This is a genomic window from Curtobacterium sp. MEB011 (assembly GCF_030209655.1).
Lineage (GTDB): Bacteria > Actinomycetota > Actinomycetes > Actinomycetales > Microbacteriaceae > Curtobacterium > Curtobacterium poinsettiae.
Map to the genome: position 1 here is coordinate 214,558 of NZ_JARVRN010000007.1, position 21,478 is coordinate 236,035.

General features: G+C 71.5%; 20 protein-coding genes. 14 read left to right on the forward strand and 6 right to left on the reverse strand.

Annotated elements, in window-relative coordinates; genetic code table 11:
* Nucleotides 1-54 precede the first annotated feature (54 nt).
* From QRN30_RS10490 to QRN30_RS10505, 4 genes are read left to right on the forward strand one after another with little or no spacing between them, the layout of a single operon-like run.
* Nucleotides 55-690, forward strand: a complete 636-nt coding sequence (locus QRN30_RS10490) for a D-sedoheptulose-7-phosphate isomerase (RefSeq protein WP_017888653.1) — start codon at nucleotides 55-57, stop codon at nucleotides 688-690.
* Nucleotides 687-1,661 (forward strand): GHMP family kinase ATP-binding protein, encoded by a 975-nt coding sequence (locus QRN30_RS10495; RefSeq protein ID WP_017888654.1) that lies wholly within the window; start codon nucleotides 687-689, stop codon nucleotides 1,659-1,661. The genes QRN30_RS10490 and QRN30_RS10495 overlap by 4 nt, the downstream gene beginning before the upstream one ends.
* Nucleotides 1,645-2,238, forward strand: coding sequence for a D-glycero-alpha-D-manno-heptose-1,7-bisphosphate 7-phosphatase (locus QRN30_RS10500; protein ID WP_056070677.1), 594 nt, complete (start codon nucleotides 1,645-1,647; stop codon nucleotides 2,236-2,238). Before QRN30_RS10495 ends, QRN30_RS10500 begins: the two co-directional genes overlap by 17 nt.
* Nucleotides 2,235-3,113, forward strand: a complete 879-nt coding sequence (locus QRN30_RS10505; protein WP_194589767.1) for a glycosyltransferase family 2 protein — start codon at nucleotides 2,235-2,237, stop codon at nucleotides 3,111-3,113. The genes QRN30_RS10500 and QRN30_RS10505 overlap by 4 nt, the downstream gene beginning before the upstream one ends.
* Before the next feature lie 5 nt (nucleotides 3,114-3,118).
* Here the strand turns inward: QRN30_RS10505 and QRN30_RS10510 are convergent, their stop codons facing one another.
* The 3 genes from QRN30_RS10510 to QRN30_RS10520 are packed head-to-tail and all read right to left on the reverse strand — an operon-like array spanning nucleotide 3,119 to nucleotide 6,212.
* Complete coding sequence (locus QRN30_RS10510; RefSeq protein WP_214518830.1) at nucleotides 3,119-3,829, reverse strand: glycosyltransferase family 2 protein; 711 nt, start codon at nucleotides 3,827-3,829, stop codon at nucleotides 3,119-3,121.
* Complete coding sequence (locus tag QRN30_RS10515; RefSeq protein ID WP_284761056.1) at nucleotides 3,826-5,184, reverse strand: bifunctional PIG-L family deacetylase/class I SAM-dependent methyltransferase; 1,359 nt, start codon at nucleotides 5,182-5,184, stop codon at nucleotides 3,826-3,828. Before QRN30_RS10515 ends, QRN30_RS10510 begins: the two co-directional genes overlap by 4 nt.
* The gene (locus tag QRN30_RS10520) at nucleotides 5,178-6,212 is read right to left on the reverse strand and encodes an acyl-CoA dehydrogenase family protein (RefSeq protein ID WP_284761057.1); all 1,035 of its coding nucleotides are present in this window, start codon (nucleotides 6,210-6,212) and stop codon (nucleotides 5,178-5,180) included. Before QRN30_RS10520 ends, QRN30_RS10515 begins: the two co-directional genes overlap by 7 nt.
* A 104-nt stretch (nucleotides 6,213-6,316) precedes the next feature.
* On the opposite strand from QRN30_RS10520, the gene QRN30_RS10525 reads away from it, so the two are divergent.
* The 4 genes from QRN30_RS10525 to rplL all read left to right on the forward strand — a co-directional run bounded on the left by QRN30_RS10525 (nucleotide 6,317) and on the right by rplL (nucleotide 9,810).
* Nucleotides 6,317-7,057 carry a response regulator transcription factor gene (locus tag QRN30_RS10525; RefSeq protein ID WP_284761058.1) on the forward strand — a complete coding sequence of 247 codons (741 nt, stop codon included), beginning with the start codon at nucleotides 6,317-6,319 and terminating at the stop codon, nucleotides 7,055-7,057.
* On the forward strand, nucleotides 7,054-8,583 hold the full coding sequence (locus QRN30_RS10530; RefSeq protein WP_284761059.1) for a sensor histidine kinase: 1,530 nt from the start codon (nucleotides 7,054-7,056) through the stop codon (nucleotides 8,581-8,583). The genes QRN30_RS10525 and QRN30_RS10530 overlap by 4 nt, the downstream gene beginning before the upstream one ends.
* Nucleotides 8,584-8,862: 279 nt before the next feature.
* Nucleotides 8,863-9,378, forward strand: a complete 516-nt coding sequence (gene rplJ, locus QRN30_RS10535) for a 50S ribosomal protein L10 (RefSeq protein ID WP_017888663.1) — start codon at nucleotides 8,863-8,865, stop codon at nucleotides 9,376-9,378.
* A gap of 51 nt (nucleotides 9,379-9,429) precedes the next feature.
* A complete protein-coding gene (gene rplL, locus QRN30_RS10540) occupies nucleotides 9,430-9,810 on the forward strand; it encodes a 50S ribosomal protein L7/L12 (protein WP_017888664.1) in 381 nt (126 codons plus the stop codon).
* Between the two features lie 175 nt (nucleotides 9,811-9,985).
* Here the strand turns inward: rplL and QRN30_RS10545 are convergent, their stop codons facing one another.
* Together QRN30_RS10545 and QRN30_RS10550 are read right to left on the reverse strand one after the other, a co-directional pair.
* Nucleotides 9,986-10,744 carry a hypothetical protein gene (locus tag QRN30_RS10545; RefSeq protein WP_156155404.1) on the reverse strand — a complete coding sequence of 253 codons (759 nt, stop codon included), beginning with the start codon at nucleotides 10,742-10,744 and terminating at the stop codon, nucleotides 9,986-9,988.
* Nucleotides 10,745-11,123: 379 nt separating this feature from the next.
* A complete protein-coding gene (locus tag QRN30_RS10550) occupies nucleotides 11,124-12,548 on the reverse strand; it encodes an amino acid permease (protein ID WP_284761060.1) in 1,425 nt (474 codons plus the stop codon).
* 126 nt (nucleotides 12,549-12,674) lie between these two features.
* Here QRN30_RS10550 and QRN30_RS10555 point away from each other — a divergent pair, with 126 nt between their 5' ends.
* The 5 genes from QRN30_RS10555 (at nucleotide 12,675) to QRN30_RS10575 (ending at nucleotide 19,390) form a co-directional block, all read left to right on the forward strand.
* On the forward strand, nucleotides 12,675-14,549 hold the full coding sequence (locus tag QRN30_RS10555) for an ABC transporter ATP-binding protein (protein WP_017888667.1): 1,875 nt from the start codon (nucleotides 12,675-12,677) through the stop codon (nucleotides 14,547-14,549).
* Between the two features lie 173 nt (nucleotides 14,550-14,722).
* Nucleotides 14,723-16,087, forward strand: a complete 1,365-nt coding sequence (locus QRN30_RS10560) for a cystathionine beta-synthase (RefSeq protein ID WP_071251868.1) — start codon at nucleotides 14,723-14,725, stop codon at nucleotides 16,085-16,087.
* A gap of 13 nt (nucleotides 16,088-16,100) precedes the next feature.
* Entirely contained in the window at nucleotides 16,101-17,246 is a 1,146-nt protein-coding gene (locus QRN30_RS10565; protein ID WP_017888669.1) for a cystathionine gamma-synthase, read from the forward strand.
* A 110-nt stretch (nucleotides 17,247-17,356) separates the two neighbouring features.
* A complete protein-coding gene (locus tag QRN30_RS10570) occupies nucleotides 17,357-18,787 on the forward strand; it encodes an MFS transporter (protein WP_284761061.1) in 1,431 nt (476 codons plus the stop codon).
* 30 nt (nucleotides 18,788-18,817) lie between these two features.
* Nucleotides 18,818-19,390, forward strand: a complete 573-nt coding sequence (locus QRN30_RS10575) for a substrate-binding domain-containing protein (protein ID WP_284761062.1) — start codon at nucleotides 18,818-18,820, stop codon at nucleotides 19,388-19,390.
* A gap of 11 nt (nucleotides 19,391-19,401) precedes the next feature.
* Here QRN30_RS10575 and QRN30_RS10580 read toward each other — a convergent pair whose 3' ends face one another.
* Entirely contained in the window at nucleotides 19,402-19,983 is a 582-nt protein-coding gene (locus tag QRN30_RS10580; RefSeq protein ID WP_152427349.1) for a TetR/AcrR family transcriptional regulator, read from the reverse strand.
* A gap of 227 nt (nucleotides 19,984-20,210) precedes the next feature.
* On the opposite strand from QRN30_RS10580, the gene QRN30_RS10585 reads away from it, so the two are divergent.
* Entirely contained in the window at nucleotides 20,211-21,467 is a 1,257-nt protein-coding gene (locus tag QRN30_RS10585) for a multidrug effflux MFS transporter (RefSeq protein ID WP_017888673.1), read from the forward strand.
* Nucleotides 21,468-21,478 lie beyond the last annotated feature (11 nt).

The window sequence follows — 21,478 nt, forward strand, 5'->3', positions numbered from 1 at the left end:
TATTTCGCATGTGTAATGGGTATGCTGGTCGTCGACACCGAACGAAGGACAGCCATGCTCACCACCACAGCCCCTGACCTGCGGGCCGCCGCGCAGATCGTCGAGGCGTACTCCGTCCAGGTCGACCGGTTCGCCCGTCGGTTCCCCGTCGACGAGATCGCGCGCATCGCGGCCGTGCTCGTCGACGCCCACCGCGACGGACGCTCGGTCTTCGTCTTCGGCAACGGGGCCTGCGCGGCGTTGGCGAGCCACATGGCGGCCGACCTCGCGAAGAGCCTGGCTCCGTCCCGTCAGGCCGACCCGCTCGCTCCGGTCGCCGAGCGGCTGCGGATCCTCGCCCTGACCGACAACGCCGCAATGATGACCGCCGTCGGCAACGACTTCGACTACGACGACGTCTTCCTCGAGCAGCTGCGGGTCCTCATGCGCACCGGGGACGTCGTGTTCGGGCTCAGCGCCTCCGGGGGATCCGCCAACGTGCTGCGCGCGCTCGACTTCGCCCGCGACCGCGGCGCCGTCACGCTCGCCTTCACCGGGGCGATGCAGGGACTCCCGCCGATCCTCGACCTCGTCGACGTCGCCGCCGTGGTGCCGTCGTGTGACATCGACGTCATCGAGGACTTCCACGTCGCGTACCACCACGCGCTCACCCGTGCCTTCGTCGCCGGCGTCCAGGTCGCCCGCTCGTGATCATCGCCCGCTCCCCGCTCCGCGTCTCCTTCTTCGGTGGGGGCAGCGACCTCCCCGCGTACTTCTCCGAGCAGCCCGGGTGCGTGGTCAGCACCACGATCGACCTGGCCGTCGAGACCGTCGTCCGCCCCCGTGCACGTGGTGGGATCCGCGTCGTGACCGACGGCGTGCAGACGGCGGACTCCCCGGCAGCCATCGAGCACGACTTCGTGCGCGAAGCCCTGCTGCACGACACCCCGGCGGTCCCGGTCGACGTCTCGATCCACTCCGACGTCCGGAGCTCCGGGACCGGCCTCGGCACCTCCGGCGCGGTCGTCACCAGCCTGGTGGCGGCGTTGGCGGCACTCCGCGGTGCCGACCTCGAGCCGAGCGCGCTCGCCGCCACGGCCAGTGAGATCGAGATGATCCGCTGCGCGCGTCCGGTGGGCCTGCAGGACCAGACCGCGTCCGCCCACGGGGGACTCCGTCGCTACGACTTCGGCACCGACGGCTCGACGGTCGCGACGCCCATCGACATGCCGGAGCGTGCCAGGCAGGACCTCGAATCGTCGCTCGTGCTGGTCGACACCCTGATCGGGCGGGACGCCGGACAGCAACTCGGCCGCCAGTCCCGCACGATGTCGCGGCCGGGCGGAGCGCGGGACCGCGTGACACGGATGGTGGAGCTCGCCCGGGTGATGGGCGACGAGCTCGCCGCCGGTCGCACCGACTCGTTCGGCCCGGCCCTGCACGAGGCATGGACGCTCAAGGCCGCGGTGCTCGGAACGACGGCGAGCCCCGTCGTCGAGCTGTACGAGCACGGACGCACGCTCGGGGCCACCGGCGGGAAACTGCTCGGTGCCGGCGGAGGCGGGCACATGCTGTTCGTCGTGCCCCCGTCCGAGCGTGCTGCGTTCGTCCGGGCCCTCGGCCCCGAACGCGTCGTCCCGTTCGCCTTCTCGGAGACCGGGACCCGTGTCCGCGTCGCGTGACCGCCACCGGTCGTTGGAACGGCTCTCCGAACGGCCGCTCGACGGCGTCGATGCACTGTTCCTCGACCGGGACGGTGTGCTCATCGTCGACCACGGACACGTCGGGTCGCTCGACCGCACCGAGCTCGTCCCCGACGCCATCGAATCGGCTGCTGCGGCCTGGCACGACGGCGTCCCGGTGGTCGTCGTGACGAACCAGAGCGGCATCGCCCGGGGCTGGTACGACTGGTCCGGCTTCGACACCGTGAACGGGCGCATCCGCCGAGCCATGCAGTCCCACGGCGCGGACGTCGACGTGATCGTCGGGAGTGCTCGACTGCCCGGTGACCCGGACCCGTGGCGGAAGCCCGGACCCGGCATGGTCCTCGCGGCGGCAGCGACGTTCGGCATCCGGCTCGCCGGGTCCTGGATCGTCGGTGACCGTCCGTCCGACCTCGCCTGTGGTCGGACCGCCGGGCTCGCCGGCGGTGTCCTCGTCGGCGACCTCCACGCCACGGGGGTGACCCCCGCCGCCGGGATCACCACGGCGGCCACGATGATCGGCGCGACGGCCGGACGACGGGAACCCGCACGATGAGCGGCGTCGCACCCCAGCCCACGGTCGGCGTGGTCATCCCGGTCGGACAGCGCACCACTGTCGAGCTCGGCCCCCAGTTCGCAGCGCTCGCCCGGCAGACGTGGACCGGACCCGTCGAGATCGTGGTCAGTTGCAACGGTGAACCCCGTCACCTGGTCGATGCGCGGATCGCTGCAGAGGAGTGGCCGCGCGGCTGGACGGTCCGCTCCATCGACTCGTCCGCGATCCGAGGCGCTGCCCCGGCGCGGAACGCCGGTTGGCGGGCACTCCGCTCCGACATCGTGCTGTTCTGCGACGCTGACGACGTCGTGGCGGACACCTGGATCGCGGGGATGGTCCGCGGGCTGGCCGATGCCGGTGTCTGCACGGGGCCGCTGCTGCACGACGCGCTCAACGAGCCGTGGATGTGGGAAGCGCCCGAGCAGGCGTGGCCGATCGTGCGGTTCGGGCACCTCCCGCACACGTCCGCTGCCAACCTCGGCATGCGGCGCACCGTCCTCGAGGCCACCGGGGGCTTCGACACGTCGCTCGGTGCCGCCGAGGACATCGACCTGGCATGGCGTGCGACCTACCTCGGGTTCCCGACCCACTTCGAACCGTCCGCATCGGTCCAGTACCGACTCCGCCGAGGCACCCGGGAGCTGTTCCGGAACAACCGGCACTACGCGCGCTGGGACCGTGTCCTCGTCGACAAGCACCGAGCGGACGGCGCCGCCTGGCGTCCCCGCGAGGTCCTCCGTCACCTCCTGGCGACCGGATGGGCGCTCGTGGGCGCACCGTTCGGCCGGCGGCGACGACGTGCTGCGGCGATCCGCCTCGGGACGGTCGCCGGCTGGGTGGAGCGGTTCACCGGCCGACGCCCCACCTCCACCTAGGACGGTCAGCCGACGTCGCCGTACTGCTGGCGCAGGTGTTCGGCGTACCCGCCCGGGGTCCTGCCCGCGAAGCGCCCGCTCGTCACCACCGGCAGCTCGACGGTCGCGTCCACGCGGAACCCGAGTGCTCGGGCCCGGGTGACCAGGCGGGCGTCCTCGTGTTCGGGGACGGGGTCGAACCCGCCGAGCGTGACGTACGCCGCGGCGAGCACGCCGAGGTTGGCGCCGTGCACGTGACCGAGCGCGGCGCCCGGCGGGTGCGCCCGCGTCCACCGGTCGAACACCGCGGGCGCCAGGTCGTCCGGGTCCGGGACGACGGCGCCGACGAGCACCTGCGCGCCGGATGCCAGTGCGTCGGACTGCTGGACGAGCCACCGCTCGTGCACGCGCGAATCGGCGTCGGTGTGCGCGAGCCACCGAGCCACCGGGTCGCCGTCGTGCGCTCGCAGCGCGTGCGTCGCCCCGATGGACCGTGCCCGACCGACCCCGACCCGGTCCGTGGTCAGGACGTCGACCGGGTACCGATCGACCACGGCAGCGGTGTCGTCCGTGCAACCGTCCAGCACCACCGTGATCGCCGCGTCGACCCCGGGCCGCTCCGTGGCGAGCCGGTCGACCGCCACCAGGAGCGATCCGAGGCACGCGGCGATCCGGTCGGCCTCGTCGTGCGCCGGGACGACCACGTCGATGCGCGGTCGGTGGTGGGGTCCGGTCACCGGACGATCCCCTCGGCCCGGGCCACCGAGGTGACCGCCGGGCCGGGCAGCACGCTCAGCACGAAGTCCGCTTCCACGTGCCGGAGCAGGGCGGGACGCGGCCAGCGTTCGGTCAGCCGCGCGTCCACCGCGTCGCCGCTCGACACGGCCTCGTCGTCGGGGTGCCGCCAGTGACAGGCGACGAGCACGCCGTCGTCGTCGAGCGAGGTGAGCACGCGGTCGATCGTGGCGTCGAGGTCGGCCGGGGACAGGTAGTACCCGACCTCGGACATCACCACCAGGTCCCAGCGGCCCTCCGGCCACTCGGACGGCAGGGCCGCCTGCACGAACCGCGCGGTCGGGGCACGGCGGGCGGCACGCTCGAGCGGTGCCGCCGAGATGTCGGTGCCGAGCACGTCGTCCGCGCGTTCGGCCAGGGCGGCGGTCAGGACGCCGGTCGCACAACCGAGCTCGAGCGCCGAGCGGAAACGCGGGCGGGGGAGCGCCGCCAGTGTCACTGCCCGCTTGCGCTGCTCGTACCAGGACCCGTCGAAGTCCCACCCCTCGGGCTTCCGGTCGTAGTGCGCGTCGAACGACTCGCGAGACCGCGACGCGGCGGACTCCGGCACGAAGAACCACTCGGTCGTCCGCAGGTGGTGTGCGGCGTGCCGGTCGTCGACGATCGCCTCGTCGCCGACCGCGGGCGAGAGCGGCCGGGTCTGCGACGGGTAGGCATCGAGGGCGGCGCGCTTCCGGGCGACGAGGTCCTCGGTCAGCGGCAGCGCTCGAGCGCGGTCCCACGGGGCGACGGTGTGCTCCGGCTCGTCCCAGTGCCACGCCCAGATCGGGTACGCGAGCAGGTCGACGTCGGGGGCGCTCGCCGCGGCGGCCTCGGTGACCTCGCCGGCGATGCGGTGGTCACGGTGCCCGTCTCCAGGCCACGGTGCGACGAGGAGCACCGGGTGCGCGGCCGCGGCCAGCGCCTGGTCGACGGCCTCCGTCACGCGGTCGCGGTGTTCGCGGGTCGTGCCGTCCGGGATCCCGACCGAGGTCGACGTGACGTCGGGGTGCAGGACGCGCACGGCCGCAACGAACTCCGTGTCGCGGGCGGCGGCGAGTGCCTCCGGGGTCGTCGTGGGGGAGTCCGGGTGGGAGCGCTCGCCGCGGGTGAGGAGCAGCACGTGCACGGGGGTGCCAGCCTGCGCTGCAGCCGCGATCAGGCCACCGGCACCGAGGGTCTCGTCGTCGGGGTGCGGTGCGACGACGAGCACGGACCCGGTGTCGGCCAGGTCGATCGCCGGTGCGTCCACGCCGTCGAGGAACCGTGTCCACGCCGCCGGGTCGGTCCCCGGTTCGCGGTGGTCGAAGTTCACCACGCGACACCGCCGCGCTCGAGCACCGTCCGGCCGATGCGGGCGAGGTCGCGTGCGCCGTGGTCCTGCAGGACGTAGAGCTCGAGGTCGGCGACCCGCGCGGCGACGGCGGCATCGGCGGTCAGCGGTGCCGGGCCGATCGTCGCGACCACCCGTTCGCGCACCGCGTCGACCGACCGGCGCACCCGCGATCGCACCGTCTGGGCGAGCAGCCGCCAGTCGGTGTCGTCGGAGGCCGGGTCGGAGCCGTCGATCCGGGCAGCGGCGTCGGCGAGGGCGTCCTCGGCGTCGGCGAGGTCGGCGACGGTGGCACCGAGGGCCGCCTGCAGCAGCTCGGACTCCGGGTGCGCGGCCGCGGCGTCGCGGAGCACCCGTGCAAGCGCGACCGCGCCGCCCCACCAGCAGGCCGCGACGCCGATGCCGCCCCACGCGAAGCCCGGACGCTCCAGGTACCAGCCGGGGGCGCCGACGGGCCGTGCCCGGACACCGTCGAAGTCGACCGGTCCGCTCGGCACGTCGGGCATGCCGCGTGCGACCCAGGCCTCGTCGTGCAGGGTGACTCCCGGCTGTCGCAGGTCCACGGCGACCAGGACGCGCTCGTCACCCAGGTGCGCGGTGACCAGGGCGTGCGAGAGCGTCGAGGCGAGCGAGCACCACGGCTTCCTGCCGTGGAGCAGGACCGTGCCGTCGTCCTGTGGTGCGGCGTCGAGCCGCAGCCCCGGGCCCTCGGCTGCGAAGACGCCCCACGTGGAACCGTCCGGGGCGTCGACCCCGGCCTGCGCCAGGATCCCGAGGGCGTCCAGGTGCGGTTCGACGGTGCGGGCAGTGGCGACGTCCGCCGCGGCGACCGCGGCGAGCGTGCCGAAGAAGCCGCCGGCCGTGCCGGCGGACAGGGGCGGGGTGGTGGCGGCGACCGCCTGCGCGACCGCCAGGCGGTCCGTCGGTGTCGAGCCGGGCCTCCCGGTCGTCCGTTCGATCCGCGCGGTTTCCAGGTGCCGGGCCGACGACGGCCAGGCTGCAGATCGCAACATGCTCCCAACGTACGGAGCGTCGGGCCGTGGACGTGTCCTCGATCCACAGAACGCACTGGGCCGGGCCACAGACGACTCATAGGAACTTCTCGATACTCGAAGACGTGACCATCTCCCAGCCCGCAGCAGCCCCGCGCCTCACACGTGCCGACGGAACCCCGTTGCGCATCCTGGTCGTCGACGACGAAGCCAGCCTCACCGACCTGTTGTCCATGGCGCTGCGGTACGAGGGCTGGGACGTGAAGAGCGCGAACGGCGGGCAGGACGCCCTGACGACCGCGCGGGAGTTCAAGCCCGACGCGATGGTGCTCGACGTGATGATGCCCGACCTCGACGGGCTGCAGGTGCTGAGCCGGCTGCGGCAGAACAACGACGACACCCCGGTGCTGTTCCTCACCGCCAAGGACTCCGTCGAGGACCGTGTCACCGGACTCACCGCCGGTGGTGACGACTACGTCACGAAGCCGTTCTCCCTGGAAGAGGTCGTGGCGCGTCTGCGCGGGCTCATCCGCCGCTCGCAGATCTCGATCTCCGAGGCCGGAGACTCCCGCATCGTCGTCGGCGACCTGGTGCTCGACGAGGAGTCGTACGAGGTGCACCGCGCCGGCCGGCCGATCGAACTGACGGCCACCGAGTTCGAACTCCTTCGCTTCCTGATGCGGAACCCCCGTCGCGTGCTCTCGAAGGCGCAGATCCTGGACCGCGTGTGGTCGTACGACTTCGGCGGCAAGTCCTCGGTCGTCGAGATCTACATCTCCTACCTGCGCAAGAAGATCGACGCCGGCGAGACGCCGATGATCCACACGGTGCGCGGCGTCGGGTACGTCATCAAGCCGACCCCGTGACCCTGCGGCGTCGGCTCGTCCTGAGCATCGTCGCCCTCGTCGTCGCCGTGAGTGCGGTGATCGGGGCGGGGAGCATCATCGCGTTGTTCTCGATCCAGCGCTCCGCGATCGACGAGCAGCTGCAGTTCGCCACGAACCGTGCGCAGCGATCCGTCGAGCAGCAGGGCGGGAGCGGCCCGGGTCTGGACATCGGCCGCCCGTCCGGACAGGCGTCCGGGACCCTGACGGTCTACTTCCTCAACGGGGACGTCATCGTCGGGAGCGTGCTGGACAACGCCGGGGGGATCGAGCGTCTCTCGGCGCCGGTGGTCGCGCCGCTCGGCGGGGTGCACGTCGACGGGCGTCCACACACCATCGACCTCGGCGGTGACCTCGGTCGCTACCGGGTGACCGCGGCGACCGTCGGGCCTGCCGTGCTCGTGGTCGGCCTGCCGATGGCACCCGTCTACGAGAGCGTCTGGAAGCTCCTGGGCGTCGTGCTGGTCGTCACCGGACTCGCACTCCTCGCCGCCTCACTGGTCGCCGCCCTCGTGGTCCGGCGCTCCCTGCGGCCGCTCGACCGCGTCGCCGAGACCGCCTCGACCGTCGCGCGCATGCCGCTCGACCGCAGTGACGCCCTCGACGGTGTCCGTGTGCCCGACACCGACCCCCGCACCGAGGTCGGCCGGGTCGGCAGCGCCTTCAACCGGATGCTCGGGCACATCGGCAGTGCGATGCAGGCGCGGGAACGCTCGGAACAGAAGGTGCGCCAGTTCGTCGCCGACGCCTCGCACGAGCTCCGGACCCCGCTCGCCTCGGTGCGCGGGTACGCCGAGCTCACCCGGCGCATGGGCGGCGACCTGCCGAAGGACGTCGTCTACGCGATGAGCCGCATCGAGTCCGAGTCCATCCGGATGACCTCGATGGTGGAGGACCTGCTGCTCCTCGCGCGGCTCGACGAGGGCCGTGAGATCCAGTTCGCCGAGGTCGACCTGACCGGCCTGGTGCTCGACGCCGTGAACGACGCCCACGCCGCCTCACCCGAACACCCCATCGAGGTCGACGTCCCACCGGAGCCGGTCACCATCACGGGGGACGCCGCACGCCTGCACCAGGTCATCGTCAACCTCGTCACGAACGCCCGGACCCACACGCCCGAGGGCACCCGCATCACGGTCGGGCTCGCCCCGGTCGACGGCGGCGTGGACCTGACCGTGCGCGACACCGGCCAGGGCATCGACCCGGAGTTCCTGCCGAAGCTGTTCGAGCGGTTCGCCCGTGCCGACAGCTCGCGCTCCCGCACGGTCGGGTCGACCGGGCTCGGGCTCGCCATCGTCGCCGCGGTCGTGCAGGCGCACGGCGGGCGGGTCGAGGTCACGAGCGAGCCCGGGGACACGGTGTTCACGGTGCACCTGCCGCGCGACCCCGCTGCGGCTGCTGCCGCGGCGGGGTCGGTCGCGTCGTCGTCGTCGTCGGCCGAGCCGGCCGAGCGGGCTGGGTCCGCCGACTGGTCGGCGACGCCCGCTGCGGTGGACCGCACCCACTGACGGAGGGGAGGCGCGGGGCGGGCCCGCACCGCGCCTCCCGACCGCTGTTTGGTCTCGTCCACAGCATCTGCTACTGTTCTCGAAGCCAAAGACCGCCGGATGTCGTGCTGCTTGCAACGTGTTTGTGAACATCGTGACCGAAGGTCCTCACTCGTGAGGCATCCCGCGCAGGTGTTCCGAACCACTCCCACCATCTGGTGAGAGCAGCTCCGAGCCTCTGCGCCGGAGCTTTTTTCGTTCGTGGACCTGGGGCTGCCGGCAAGACCCCCAAGGAGAACCATGGCGAACAAGGAAGCTGCGGTCGCCGAGCTCACGGAGTCCTTCCGTAGCTCGAACGCCGTTCTGCTCACCGAGTACCGCGGTCTCACGGTCGCGCAGCTCAAGGAGCTCCGCAACTCGATCCGTGAGCACGCCACGTACGCCGTGGTGAAGAACACGCTGACCAAGATCGCGGCGAACAACGCCGGCATCTCGTCGTTCGACGACGAACTCGCCGGTCCGTCCGCTCTCGCCTTCGTCCACGGTGACACCGTCGCCGTCGCGAAGTCGCTGCGTGCATTCGCCAAGGCGAACCCCGAGCTCGTGGTGAAGGGCGGTTACTTCGACGGTAACCCGCTCACCGCGACCGAGGTGGACAAGCTCGCCGACCTCGAGTCCCGTGAAGTGCTGCTCGGCAAGCTCGCCGGCGCACTCAAGGCCTCGCTGTTCGGTGCTGCGTACCTGTTCCAGGCACCCCTCTCGCAGGCCGTCCGCACCGTGGACGCCCTTCGCGAGAAGCAGGAGTCCGCGGCCTGATCAGGCTCGCGTTCATCAACCACACGTACTAGCTAGTAGTAGGAGAAAATCATGGCGAAGCTTTCGCAGGACGAGCTCATCGAGGCCTTCAAGGAGCTCACGCTCATCGAGCTCTCGGACTTCGTGAAGAAGTTCGAAGAGGTCTTCGAGGTCACCGCTGCTGCCCCGGCCGCTGCTGCCGCTCCGGCCGCCGCTGCCCCGGCCGAGGCCGCTGAGGAGAAGACCGAGTTCGACGTCATCCTCAAGTCCGCTGGTGACAAGAAGATCCAGGTCATCAAGGAGGTCCGTGGCCTGACGTCGCTCGGCCTCGGTGAGGCCAAGGCGCTCGTCGAGACCGCCGACGCCAAGATCCTCGAGGGTGCGAACAAGGAGACCGCCGACAAGGCGAAGGCGACCCTCGAGGCCGCTGGCGCCACGATCGAGCTCGCGTAGTCTCGACCGTTCCGGTCACGAAGGCCGCTGCCCCTCGGGGTGGCGGCCTTCGTCGTGTGCGGGGTGGGGGCTGTGTGCGGCACCTTTCGCCGAGACTCGGCTGAGCGGACACTTTGCCAGCCGCTGGAGCGGGAAGTTGTCCGTTGAGCCGAGACTCGATTTTCGCCGATGCTGCTCACGGAGTGATCAACACCCCGTGCGAACGGAGCAGCGCACGGAACCGGTCGAGGCTCTCGAGGTGCCACCAGGTCACTCGGATGACGGACCGAACTTCTCGGTGGGTACGGATGCGGTCCTCCCGGCGCTTCTCCTGCCAGAGGACCTCGCTGGGATCGCGACCTGCGAGCATCTCGCGGTCGACGTACTTCTGCTTGCCATCGAACTCGACGACGACTCCGGCGTCGGGCAACCAGAAGTCGACTCGGTCACGGAACCCGTTCGTGATGAACTCATGCTGCGGGTGGATGTTGGTCACTCCCAGTTGCACGAGTCGGATCGAAGAGTAGGACTCACCGGGTGACTCGTGTGCCGGATCGAGCGCGGTGGCGACGAGCCGAGCCCTCCGGCCACCGCGCGATGCGGGCGGCGGCAGGTGCTCCTCGAACACTTTCCTGTCGATCGCCTTCATGCGCACTGCATGGTCGATGGCCACGGCGGCGACCGCCGGGTCGCACGTTCGCGCGACGGCCACCGCCGTTCCGAGCGCATCGACCACAGGGACGCCGTCGAATCGACTGGGGCCGAGGCACAGGCCAGCGGGGTCGATGCCGTGTCGAATGAGCCCGACCCGGTGTTCGACACCGACCAGCTTCCAGTCGACGACGTGGATCCGCTCCGGAGCCGGTCCGATCAACGGCCAGCCATGGATGAGTGCAGCCGTGACGTGGGAGAACGCGCTGGTCGGACTCAGGTCAGGAGCGAGAGCCCAAGCCATGGCGAGGTGCTTGTCCGACGTGTCGAGTGCATCCCACACCCGCTTGTCGAGGTAGACACCCGCACGGAGCCGGATGACTCGCCCAGCGGCATGGAGCCGTCGGAGTTGTCGTGCTCGCGATGGATCCGACCGCTCGGCGCGGAGGAGATCGGGGCGTGTCCGGTGAAGCTGCATGATGCGAGTGTGCGGACTCGGATGTGCGCTGTGTGCCCTCCGGCGGGATCTGTGGAGAGCGCAGGTGCACGACTGTCCCGAGGGATGTGCCGAGTCTCGTCTGGGCAGACACTCTCGCGCTCTCGTGAGCCGTAGAGAGTCCGCTTGGCCGAGACTCGCGGGCGGGCGGGCGGGGCGCGGCCGCGGCGGCGTTGCGCGGGGCGCGTCAGCGCAGCGTGCTGTGGCGGCGGCCGTAGGCCAGGTAGAGCAGGGCGCCGGCGACCATCCAGATGCCGAACGCGATCCAGGTGGTGGCGCCGAGGAACACCGCGAGCAGCACGCAGCTCAGGGCGCCGAGGATCGGGACGACGGGGAACAGCGGCACCCGGTACGAGCGCTCCAGGTCGGGCTGCGAGCGACGGAGCACGATGACGGAGACGTTCACCAGGGCGAAGGCGACCAGGGTCCCGATGCTCGTGGCGTCGGCGAGCTCCCCGAGGGGCACGAGCGCGGCGACGATCGTCACGGCGATGCCGATGATCAGCGTGTTCGCGATCGGGGTGCCGGTGCGGCGGGAGACCCGGCCGAAGACCTTCGGAACCAGGCCGTCGCGGGACATCGTGAGCAGGATGCGGGTCTGGCCGTACAGGACGGTGAGCACGACACTGGCGATGGCGACGACCGCCCCGATCGAGAACACGAGGGCGACGAGCGGCTGCCCCGTGACGTCGACCACGATGCGGACGAGCGACGCCTCGGACGACGAGAACGCCGTCCACGAGCGGGCCCCGATGGCGGCGATCGCGACCAGGATGTACAGCGCCGTGATGAGCGCGATGGAGCCGATGATCGCCCGGGGAAGGTCGCGGCGGGGGTTCTTCGCCTCTTCACCTGCGGTCGAGGCCGCGTCGAAGCCGATGTACGAGAAGAACAGCCGTGACGCCGCTGCGGTGACCCCGGCGGCGCCCATCGGTGCGAGCGGCGCGAAGTTCTGCGCCCGGAACGCCGTGAACGCCACGACGACGAAGAAGACCAGCAGGGCGATCTTCACGACCACCATGACCGTGTTCACCCAGGCGCTCTCGCGGGCTCCTGGCAGCAGCACGACGGTGGCGAGCAGGACCAGGACCGCGGCGGGCAGGTTGACCACGCCGCCGTCGACCGGGGGAGCGGCGAGCGCGGTGGGCAGGTGCAGCCCGAACACGCGGAGGGTCTCGTCGACGTACTCGCTGGCACCCACGGCGACCGCGGCCACCGAGACGGCGTACTCGAGCACCAGGCACCAGCCGCAGATCCAGGCGATGCCCTCGCCCATCGTGGCGTAGGTGTACGAGTAGCTGGACCCCGAGGTCGGGACGGCACCGGCCATCTCGGCGTACGACAGCGCCGAGAGCAGCGCGGCGATCCCCGCGACGACGAACGAGATCCAGACCGCGGGACCGGCGAGCGGGACCGCGGTACCGAGGACGACCAGGATGCCGGTGCCGAGCGTGGCCCCGACGCTGATCATCGTCAGCTGCCAGACCCCGAGCGACCGACGGAGCGGTTCGCCGTTCACCCCGCGGGAGGCTTCGGCCTGCAGCTGCTCGATCGGCTTGCGGCGGGCGAGCTGCGCCCCCAGGGACGTGGGACGTGACGGCGCGGACGACATGGGACCTCGGTGGTGCGGGGACGGGGACGGCACATGCTCGCACGCCCCCTGAACGGGGTCAAATACTGCGGTGCTGTGGAGAGGACGGTCGATGTCCGAGCGCGGGGCTACGGTGGCTCCATGAGCATGGGACACAGCGGGCGGGGTGGTGGTCCGCGCGGGAGCGGACGCATCTCGAGCGGTGACTTCCGCGCGCAGAAGGCCGCCAACGCCGAGGCGCCGAAGATCCCGCACCTGGTCCGTCGCATTGCCGCGCTCTTCGAGCCGCACCGCCGGGCGATCGGGCTCACGATCGTCCTCGTGCTGGTCGGCGCGGCCATCTCGGTCGTGCCGCCGCTGCTCACCCAGCAGGCGTTCGACCGCGGGCTGTTCCCGCCGTCCGGCCGCCCCGACGTCCCGGTGCTGGTCGAGCTCGTGTCCGCCATGGTCCTGCTCTGGATCGCGAGCGCCGGGGTCGGCGTGTGGCAGACGTACCTGACCGCGACCGTCGGCAACAAGGTCATGGGTGCGATGCGGATGCGCCTGTTCGCGCACCTGCAGCGGATGGAACTCGCGTTCTTCACCCGAACCAAGACCGGCGTCATCCAGTCGCGCCTGCAGAACGACGTCGGTGGTGTGGCGAGCGTGCTGAACAACACGATCTCGTCGGTGCTCGGCAACACCGTGACCGTGATCGCCGCCGTGGTCGCGATGCTGCTGCTGAGCTGGCAGATGACGCTCGTCGCGGTCGTCCTGCTCCCGCTGCTCGTCATCGCGCAGCGCCGGGTCGGGCAGGTGCGAGCGCGGATCGCCGGGCAGACGCAGGAATCGCTGTCCGACATGACGGCCATCACGCAAGAGGCCCTGAGCGTCTCCGGCATCCTGCTCGCGAAGAGCTTCAACCAGCAGGCCAGCGAGACCCGCCGCTACGGGGACGAGAACCGCAACCAGATCACCCTGCAGGTTCGGCAGCAGATGTCGGGGCAGTGGTTCTTCGCCATCGTGCAGATCTTTCTGTCGATCATCCCGGCGATCATCTACGTCGTCGCCGCGTACCTGATCATCGGCGACGTCCCGATCACGGCCGGCACGATCGTCGCGTTCACGACGGTGCAGTCCCGCCTGCTGTTCCCGACGGTCGGGCTGCTGCGCGTGGTCCTCGACCTGCAGACCTCCGGTGCGCTCTTCGCCCGCATCTTCGAGTACTTCGACCTCGAGCCGGCCATCACGGACTCGCCGACCGCGCAGCCCGTGGACGAGTCGAAGGTCGGCCACGTCGCCTTCGAGGACGTCGTCTTCACCTACCCCGACGGTGAAGCCGACAAGCCGACCCTGCGCGGGGTGTCGTTCGAGCTCCACCCCGGGCAGTTCGCCGCCTTCGTCGGGCCCTCCGGCGCCGGCAAGACGACGGTGTCCTACCTGGTGCCCCGGCTGTACGAGGCCACCGAGGGGTCCGTGCGGTTCGCCGGCCAGGACGTCCGCGACCTGGTGCACGAGGACCTCATGCGGCACGTCGGCATCGTCAGCCAGGAGACGTACCTGTTCCACGCCACGATCGGCGAGAACCTGCGGTACGCCAAGCCCGACGCCACCGACGACGAGCTCGAGCGAGCGGCCCGCGCGGCGAACATCCACGACACGATCGCGTCGTTCCCGGACGGCTACGACACCGTCGTGGGGGAGCGCGGCTACCGGCTGTCCGGTGGCGAGAAGCAGCGCATCGCCATCGCCCGGGTCATGCTCAAGGACCCGCCGGTGCTCGTCCTCGACGAGGCCACCAGTGCGCTCGACTCCATCTCCGAACACGTCGTGCAGACGGCCCTCGACACCGCGGCGGCCGGTCGGACCACCATCTCGATCGCGCACCGGCTCTCCACGATCCGCGACGCCGACGTCATCTTCGTCCTCGACCACGGCCGGATCGTCGAGCAGGGCACACACGACGAACTCCTGGCCCTCGACGGCACGTACGCGCAGCTGCACCGGCAGCAGAACACGACGGCAGACGTCGTCCGCCCCTGACGGCGGTGGTCCGGACCGGGGGCCGGACAGGAGGCCCGTGGCGGCGTCCGCACGGGCCTCCCGTCCGCCGCGCAGCGCGACCAGGCCGGGCGACCGGCGAGGCGATCAGGATGCGTTGTCCGCGCACGACACATCCCAGCGCGACGCGGGGACCGCGTCCTAGACTCCATGCCGTGCGTTACGCGAACTCCGTCGTCGACCTGGTCGGCGACACCCCGCTCGTCAAGCTCAACCGGGTGACCGAGGGGGTGCGGGCGACCATCCTGGTGAAGGTCGAGTACCTGAACCCCGGTGGGTCGTCGAAGGACCGCATCGCCACCCGGATCATCGACGCGGCCGAGGCCTCCGGCGACCTGCGTCCCGGCGGCACCATCGTCGAACCGACCTCCGGCAACACCGGCGTCGGCCTGGCCCTGGTCGCACAGCAGCGCGGCTACCGGTGCGTGTTCGTGCTGCCCGACAAGGTCGGCGAGGACAAGCGCAACGTCCTGACGGCGTACGGCGCCGAGATCGTCGTCACCCCGACCGCGGTCGCGCCCGAGGACCCCGAGTCCTACTACTCGGTGTCGGACCGGCTCGTGCAGGAGATCCCGGGCGCCTACAAGCCGAACCAGTACGCCAACCCGAACGGCCCCCGCAGCCACTACGAGACCACCGGTCCGGAGATCTGGCGCGACACCGAGGGGCAGATCACCCACTTCGTCGCGGGCGTCGGCACCGGCGGCACGATCTCGGGCACCGGACGGTACCTGAAGGAGGCGTCCGGCGGCGGCGTCCGCATCGTCGGGGCCGACCCCGAGGGCTCCGTGTACTCCGGCGGTACCGGTCGTCCGTACCTGGTCGAGGGCGTCGGCGAGGACTTCTGGCCGAGCGCCTACGACGCCGGCGTGCCGGACGAGATCATCGCCGTGTCGGACGCCGACTCCTTCGCGATGACCCGTCGTCTGGCGCGTGAAGAAGGACTGCTCGTCGGCGGGTCGAGCGGCATGGCCGTCGTCGCGGCGCTCCGCGCGGCCCGTGACCTGACCGAGGACGACGTCGTGGTGGTGCTGCTGCCGGACGGCGGACGTGGGTACCTCGGCAAGATCTTCAACGACCGGTGGATGCGCTCGTACGGGTTCGCCGAGACCGACGACGAGCGCACCGTCGGCTCGCTCATCGCCGGCAAGGACGGCCGCCTGCCCGACCTGGTGCACGCGCACCCGACGGACACCGTGCGCGACGTCGTCGACATCATGACCACGTACGGCGTCTCGCAGATGCCCGTGCTCAACGCGGAGCCGCCCGTCGTCATCGGCGAGGTCGTCGGTGCCGTCGAGGAGAAGGCACTGCTCGAGCAGGTCTTCACCGGTACCGCGAAGATGTCGGACGCCCTGTCGGACTTCGTCGGCGACCCACTGCCGCTCATCGGCGTCGGCGAGTCGGTGTCAGCGGCTCGCCGTGCGCTCGAGTCGGCCGACGCGCTCCTCGTCGTCGCGGACGGCAAACCCGTCACCGTGCTGACCCGGCACGACCTCCTCACCTACCTCTCCGAGTAAGGAACCACCGAGCATGACCGAGTTCAGCACCCGGGCCGTCCACGCCGGCCAGGAGCCCGACGAGACCACCGGCGCCGTCATCCCGCCGATCCACCTGACGTCGACCTACGTGCAGGACGGCGTCGGTGGCATGCGCAACGGCTACGAGTACTCCCGCGCCGGCAACCCGACGCGTGACTCGCTGCAGGTGCTCCTGGCCGATCTGGACGGTGGCGTCGCGGCGTCGTCGTTCGCGTCCGGACTCGCCGCCGAGGACGCCCTGCTCCGCGCCGCGCTGGTCCCCGGTGGCCGCGTCGTGATGGGCAACGACGTGTACGGCGGCACCCACCGCCTGGTGAGCCGGCTGCACGTGCCGTGGGGCGTCGAACTCGTCGTCGTCGACATGAGCGACCTCGACCAGGTCCGGGCAGCGCTGCAGGGCGCACCGGCCACCACCGTGCTCTGGGTCGAGACGCCGACGAACCCGCTCATGAAGATCGCCGACATCGCCGCGCTCGCGACCCTCGGGCACGAGTCGGGCGCGCTGGTGGTCGTCGACAACACCTTCGCGTCGCCGTACCTGCAGCAGCCGCTGTCGCTCGGCGCCGACGTCGTCGTGTACTCGACCACGAAGTACCTCGGCGGACACTCCGACGTCGTCGGCGGCGCCGTCGTGCTCGCGGACGAGGAGCTTGCAGCGAAGGTGCAGTTCCTGCAGTTCGGCGCCGGTGCGATCTCGTCGCCGTTCGACGCCTACCTGACCACCCGTGGCATCAAGACGCTCGCCGTGCGGATGGAGCGGCACTCGCGGAACGCGCAGGCCGTCGCCGAGGCCCTCGTCGTCGCGCCGGGTGTCGAGCGCGTCTACTACCCGGGCCTGCCCGACCACCCGGGGCACGACGTCGCCGCCCGTCAGATGCGCGGGTTCGGCGGCATGCTCTCGGTCGCCCTGTCCGGTGGGGCCGAGGCCGCGAAGCGGTTCGCGGAGTCGACGGAGCTGTTCGCCCTGGCCGAGTCGCTCGGTGGGGTGGAGTCGCTCATCGGGTACCCGAGCGAGATGACCCACGCGTCGGTGAAGGGCACCGAACTGGCCGTGCCGGAGAACGTCGTGCGGCTGTCGGTGGGCATCGAGGACGCCGGTGACCTGGTGGCGGACCTGGAGCAGGCGCTGACGCGCTGACGCGGGACCTGCTGCCGCGCTGACGCGCGCCCGCGGGACCTGCTGCCCGGCTGACGCGCGCCCGCGGGACACGCTGACGCGTCGTCGGCGGCCGCCCCTACGATGATCGGGTGAGCACGACGGCGTCGCGGACCAGCCTGTTGAGCGGGCCGTACGCCCTGGCGACGATCGGCATGGTCGCGATCGTCGGCGTCGCGGCGTTCCAGAACCTGGCGATGACGACGATCATGCCGGTGATCAGCCGCGACCTGGACGGCGAGACCCTGTACGCGCTCGCCTTCGCCGCCCCGCTCGCCGCCGGGGTGCCCGGCATGGTGCTCGCCGGCAACTGGAGCGACCGCGCGGGCGGCCGGATCGTGGCCTGGGTGTCGGCGGTGTTCTTCGCGGTGGGGACCGCCGTGGTGATGCTCGCGCCGACCATGGAGGTGTTCCTGGCCGGGCGGCTCATCGAGGGCTTCGGCGCCGGGGCCATCGACGTGGTGCTGTACGTGCTGGTCGCCCGGATCTTCCCCGCGGAGCTGCACGGACCGGTGTTCGCCGGGTTCGCCGCCGCCTGGGTGGTACCGGCACTGATCGGCCCTGCCCTGGCCGGCATCGTCACCGACACCTGGAACTGGCACTGGGTGTTCGCCGGGGCCCTGGTGATCGCGCTCGCCGCGTTCGTCCTGCTCGTGCCGACGCTCGGCCGGCTGCACCCTCCGGCGGCGGCGCTCCGCCCACCGTGGCAGCGGGTCCGGATCGGCTGGTCGGTGGCCGCGGCCGTGTCGATCCTGCTGCTCAACGTCGCGCCCGACCTGACCCCGTGGGGCATGGTCGCGGCCGTCGTCGTCGGGCTGGTCGGCACCTGGTTCGCCTTGCGGCCGCTGCTGCCGACCGGCACGTTCCGGGCCGCGGCCGGGTTGCCGTCGGTCGTGCTGCTGCGGGGGCTCGTCGCCGCGTCCTTCTTCGGGAGCGAGGCGTACGTGCCGTTCCTGCTGCAGGCCGAACACGGGCTGTCACCGTCGGCTGCCGGACTCGCCCTGACGGTGGCGGCGATCAGCTGGGCCGCGTCGAGCTGGGCGCACGGCCGCCTGGGGGAGCAGCGGCTCACCGCTCGTCGGACCTTCGGGGTCGGACTCGCACTCGTGCTCGTGAGCCTGGTCGCAGCGCTCGCGGTGGCCACGTTCGACCTGTCGTGGTGGGTGCTGGTCGCCGGCTGGTTCGTCGGCGGCGCGGGCATGGGAGCGATCTACCCCCGCGCGTCGATGCTGACCCTGCGCTTCTCGGGCGAGGGCGACGACGGGTTCGCGAGCTCGGCCCTGACGATCGCGGACGCCGCGGGCAGCGTGATCGGGCTCGCGGTGACCGGCCTGCTCTTCACCGCGACCGGCGGAGCCGACGGGACGGTGTCGTTCCCGCTGGTGTTCGCGGCGATGATCGGCTTCGCAGGCGTCGCGATCGCGGCCGTCCGAAGGCTCGGTCCCGTGCCGGCACCAGCGACGACGGCCTCGGCGGGCCCGGGCGGAGCCGTGTCGTCGTCGCAGGGCCCGGCCGCCGGGTAGCGTGGCAGACCGGACCGAAGAGGAGACACCGTGCTGCGCATCGTCGCCGTGACCGTCGCCCTGGCGACGGCCCTGACCCTGGCCGGGTGCCAGGGGACGACGTCGGCTGCCCCCACGCCGGTGCAGAGCACCGACCTGACGAGCTCCGACGGGGGCTTCGACCAGCAGGCAGTGATCGGTGTCGTCCTGGTCCACGACGACGCGGCCCTGGCCGACCGGCTCCGCACCGACCTGGCCGACGCCGGGTTCCGGCCCGACGTCCGCGTCGCTCCGGCATCGGGTGCCGCTGCATCCCAGCGGACCGCGGTCGCCCAGCTCGTCCGCAAGGGCGCCAAGGCCCTGCTCGTGCACCCCGCCCGGGCCTCTGCACTGACCGGCGTGGTCCAGACCGCCCACGACGCCGGGGTCGTGGTGGTGTCCCTGGGGGATCCGCTGCCCGCGACCGGCACCGGTGGCGACGGGGTGTCCGCCGACTACCGCGTGCCGTCAGAGGGCGACGACGCGGCCACCGCGGCGGCGGCGGTCCAGGTCGTGCAGTCCCTGCAGCGTGGTGAGAAGCCGGAGAGCGAGCCCACCGACGGCGAGACGGCCGACGCCGAGTAGGAGCAGTCCGCTCAGCTCCACCACGCCGGGAACGACAGCGTGATCGTCTCCACCAGCGCCTTCCGCGACCGTCGGGGCCCGGCGAGCCAGGCCTCGATCGCCCCGACGAACCCCTGCGCCACGAACCCCGCGGCGACGTCGTCGAGCAGGTCGGGCCGACGGGCGGGGTCGAGCTCGCGGATGTGCAGGGCGCTCGACACCGTGAAGTGCTCGACGAGCAGCCGGTGCAGCGAGGCGTCGTTCGGGTCGGGGAGGGCCTTGCCGTAGATGTCGCGGTGCGTCATCACGTGCTCGACGACGGCGTTGATGCCGCGCCGGGTGATGGTCGCGAGTTCGTCGGCTCCGGCGCCGCGGTCGGCGGCGGCCCGGCGGTCGTCGGCGTCCTCCTGCCGGATGCGGTCGAGCTCCGGCGTCAGGACGTCGGCGAGCAACGACCCGGGGGAGACCGCGTGCGAGTAGAACGTGGCGCGGTTGATCCCTGCGGCACGTGTGACGTCGGCGACGGTGATCTCCGAGACCGGTCGGTCTGCGGCGAGACGCAGGATCGCCTCGCGCAGTGCTGCTGTGGTGTGCAGGATCCGGGCATCCACCATGACGCCCACCCCCTTCTGATCCGCTTCACCCGGAAGGCCCCCGAGCAGTCCGACGCTACCGCATGGTCCGCGCGCGGCAGCGGGACAGCACGAGCCGCTTCACGCGGGCGGCCGGCACCGGCGGCGCCGAGCACACACGGGCGACCGTAGGATGGTTCCGCGGACGAATCGATTCGATCGGCCCGCGATCACCCTCCGCCCCCTCATCGTCGAAGGACTCCTGTCTCGTGACCGCGCCCGCCACCACCGGTTCGCTCCGGGTCGTCCTGCACCCGGGAGACTCGCTCTCCCGCAGGCAGCGGCTCGTCTACGTCTTCGTCCTGGGCGCCCTGACGGCGCTCGGCCCGTTCACGATCGACCTCTACCTGCCGGCGTTCCCGGCGATCAAGGACCAGTTCGGCGTCACCGACGGCGCGGTCCAGCTGACGCTCACCGCGACGACGCTCGGCTTCGCCATCGGGCAGCTCCTGGTCGGCCCGTGGAGCGACAAGGTGGGCCGCCGCCTGCCGCTGATCATCGCGACGACGGTGCACATCGCCGCCTCGATCGGTGCGGCGACCGCACCGGACATCGAGCTGCTCGCGGTGTTCCGCGTGCTGCAGGGCATGGGTGCCGCGGCCGGTGGTGTGGTGGCGATGGCGACGGTGCGCGACCTGTTCGGCGGCAAGCCGCTCGTGCGCATGTTGTCCCGGCTGGCGATGGTGAACGGCCTCGCGCCGATCCTCGCGCCGCTCATCGGTTCGCAGATGCTGCAGTTCACCAGCTGGCGCGGCATCTTCGTCTTCCTCGCCTGCTACGGCCTCGCCGTGGTGATCGCCTCGGTCCTGCTCATCGTCGAGACCCTGCCGCCGGCCCGCCGGCACGAGGCCGGGCACTCCACCATCGGCCAGCGCTACAAGGCGCTGTTCTCCGACCGGATCTTCGTCGGCGTCGCGCTCATCGGCGCGATGGTGTTCAGCGGCCTGTTCTCGTACCTCAGCGCGTCGCCGTTCCTGTTCCAGCAGGTCTACGGTCTCGACGCGCAACAGTACGGACTGCTCTTCGCGGTCAACTCGGTCGGGGTCGTCCTCGGTGTGCAGATCTCGTCGCGGCTCGCCCAGCGTGTCGGTCCGCAGTGGATCCTGGCGTGCTCGACCGCGACCCTGCTGCTGGCGTCGCTCGCGATCATCGTCCTCGACCAGCTCGGTGCCGGTCTGGTCGGCGTGCTCGTGCCGCTCTGGTTCTTCATCGCCGCGTGCGGGTTCTCGTTCCCGCTCGTCCAGGTCATCGGTCTCGCCGCCCACGGGAAAGAGGCGGGGACCGCCGCCTCGGTACTCGGCGCCCTGAACTTCGGCGTCGCCGGGCTCATCTCGCCGGTGGTCGGCTGGCTCGGCATCACGACGGCCAGCCCGATGGCGATCGTGATGGCGTCGACCGCCGCCGTCGCGATCCTCGTGCTCTGGTTCGTGGTCCGCCCCAGGACGGTCCCCGCGCTCACGCACTGACCCCGAACCGC

Excerpts from the sequence above, each read along its gene's own strand:
- QRN30_RS10490 (WP_017888653.1), top strand. The coding sequence starts at position 55 with ATGCTCACCACCACAGCCCCTGACCTGCGGGCCGCCGCGCAGATCGTC.
- QRN30_RS10505 (WP_194589767.1), top strand. The coding sequence starts at position 2,235 with ATGAGCGGCGTCGCACCCCAGCCCACGGTCGGCGTGGTCATCCCGGTC.
- QRN30_RS10520 (WP_284761057.1), bottom strand. The coding sequence starts at position 6,212 with ATGTTGCGATCTGCAGCCTGGCCGTCGTCGGCCCGGCACCTGGAAACC.
- rplJ (WP_017888663.1), top strand. The coding sequence starts at position 8,863 with ATGGCGAACAAGGAAGCTGCGGTCGCCGAGCTCACGGAGTCCTTCCGT.
- rplL (WP_017888664.1), top strand. The coding sequence starts at position 9,430 with ATGGCGAAGCTTTCGCAGGACGAGCTCATCGAGGCCTTCAAGGAGCTC.
- QRN30_RS10545 (WP_156155404.1), bottom strand. The coding sequence starts at position 10,744 with ATGGCTTGGGCTCTCGCTCCTGACCTGAGTCCGACCAGCGCGTTCTCC.
- QRN30_RS10550 (WP_284761060.1), bottom strand. The coding sequence starts at position 12,548 with ATGTCGTCCGCGCCGTCACGTCCCACGTCCCTGGGGGCGCAGCTCGCC.
- QRN30_RS10555 (WP_017888667.1), top strand. The coding sequence starts at position 12,675 with ATGGGACACAGCGGGCGGGGTGGTGGTCCGCGCGGGAGCGGACGCATC.
- QRN30_RS10565 (WP_017888669.1), top strand. The coding sequence starts at position 16,101 with ATGACCGAGTTCAGCACCCGGGCCGTCCACGCCGGCCAGGAGCCCGAC.
- QRN30_RS10580 (WP_152427349.1), bottom strand. The coding sequence starts at position 19,983 with ATGGTGGATGCCCGGATCCTGCACACCACAGCAGCACTGCGCGAGGCG.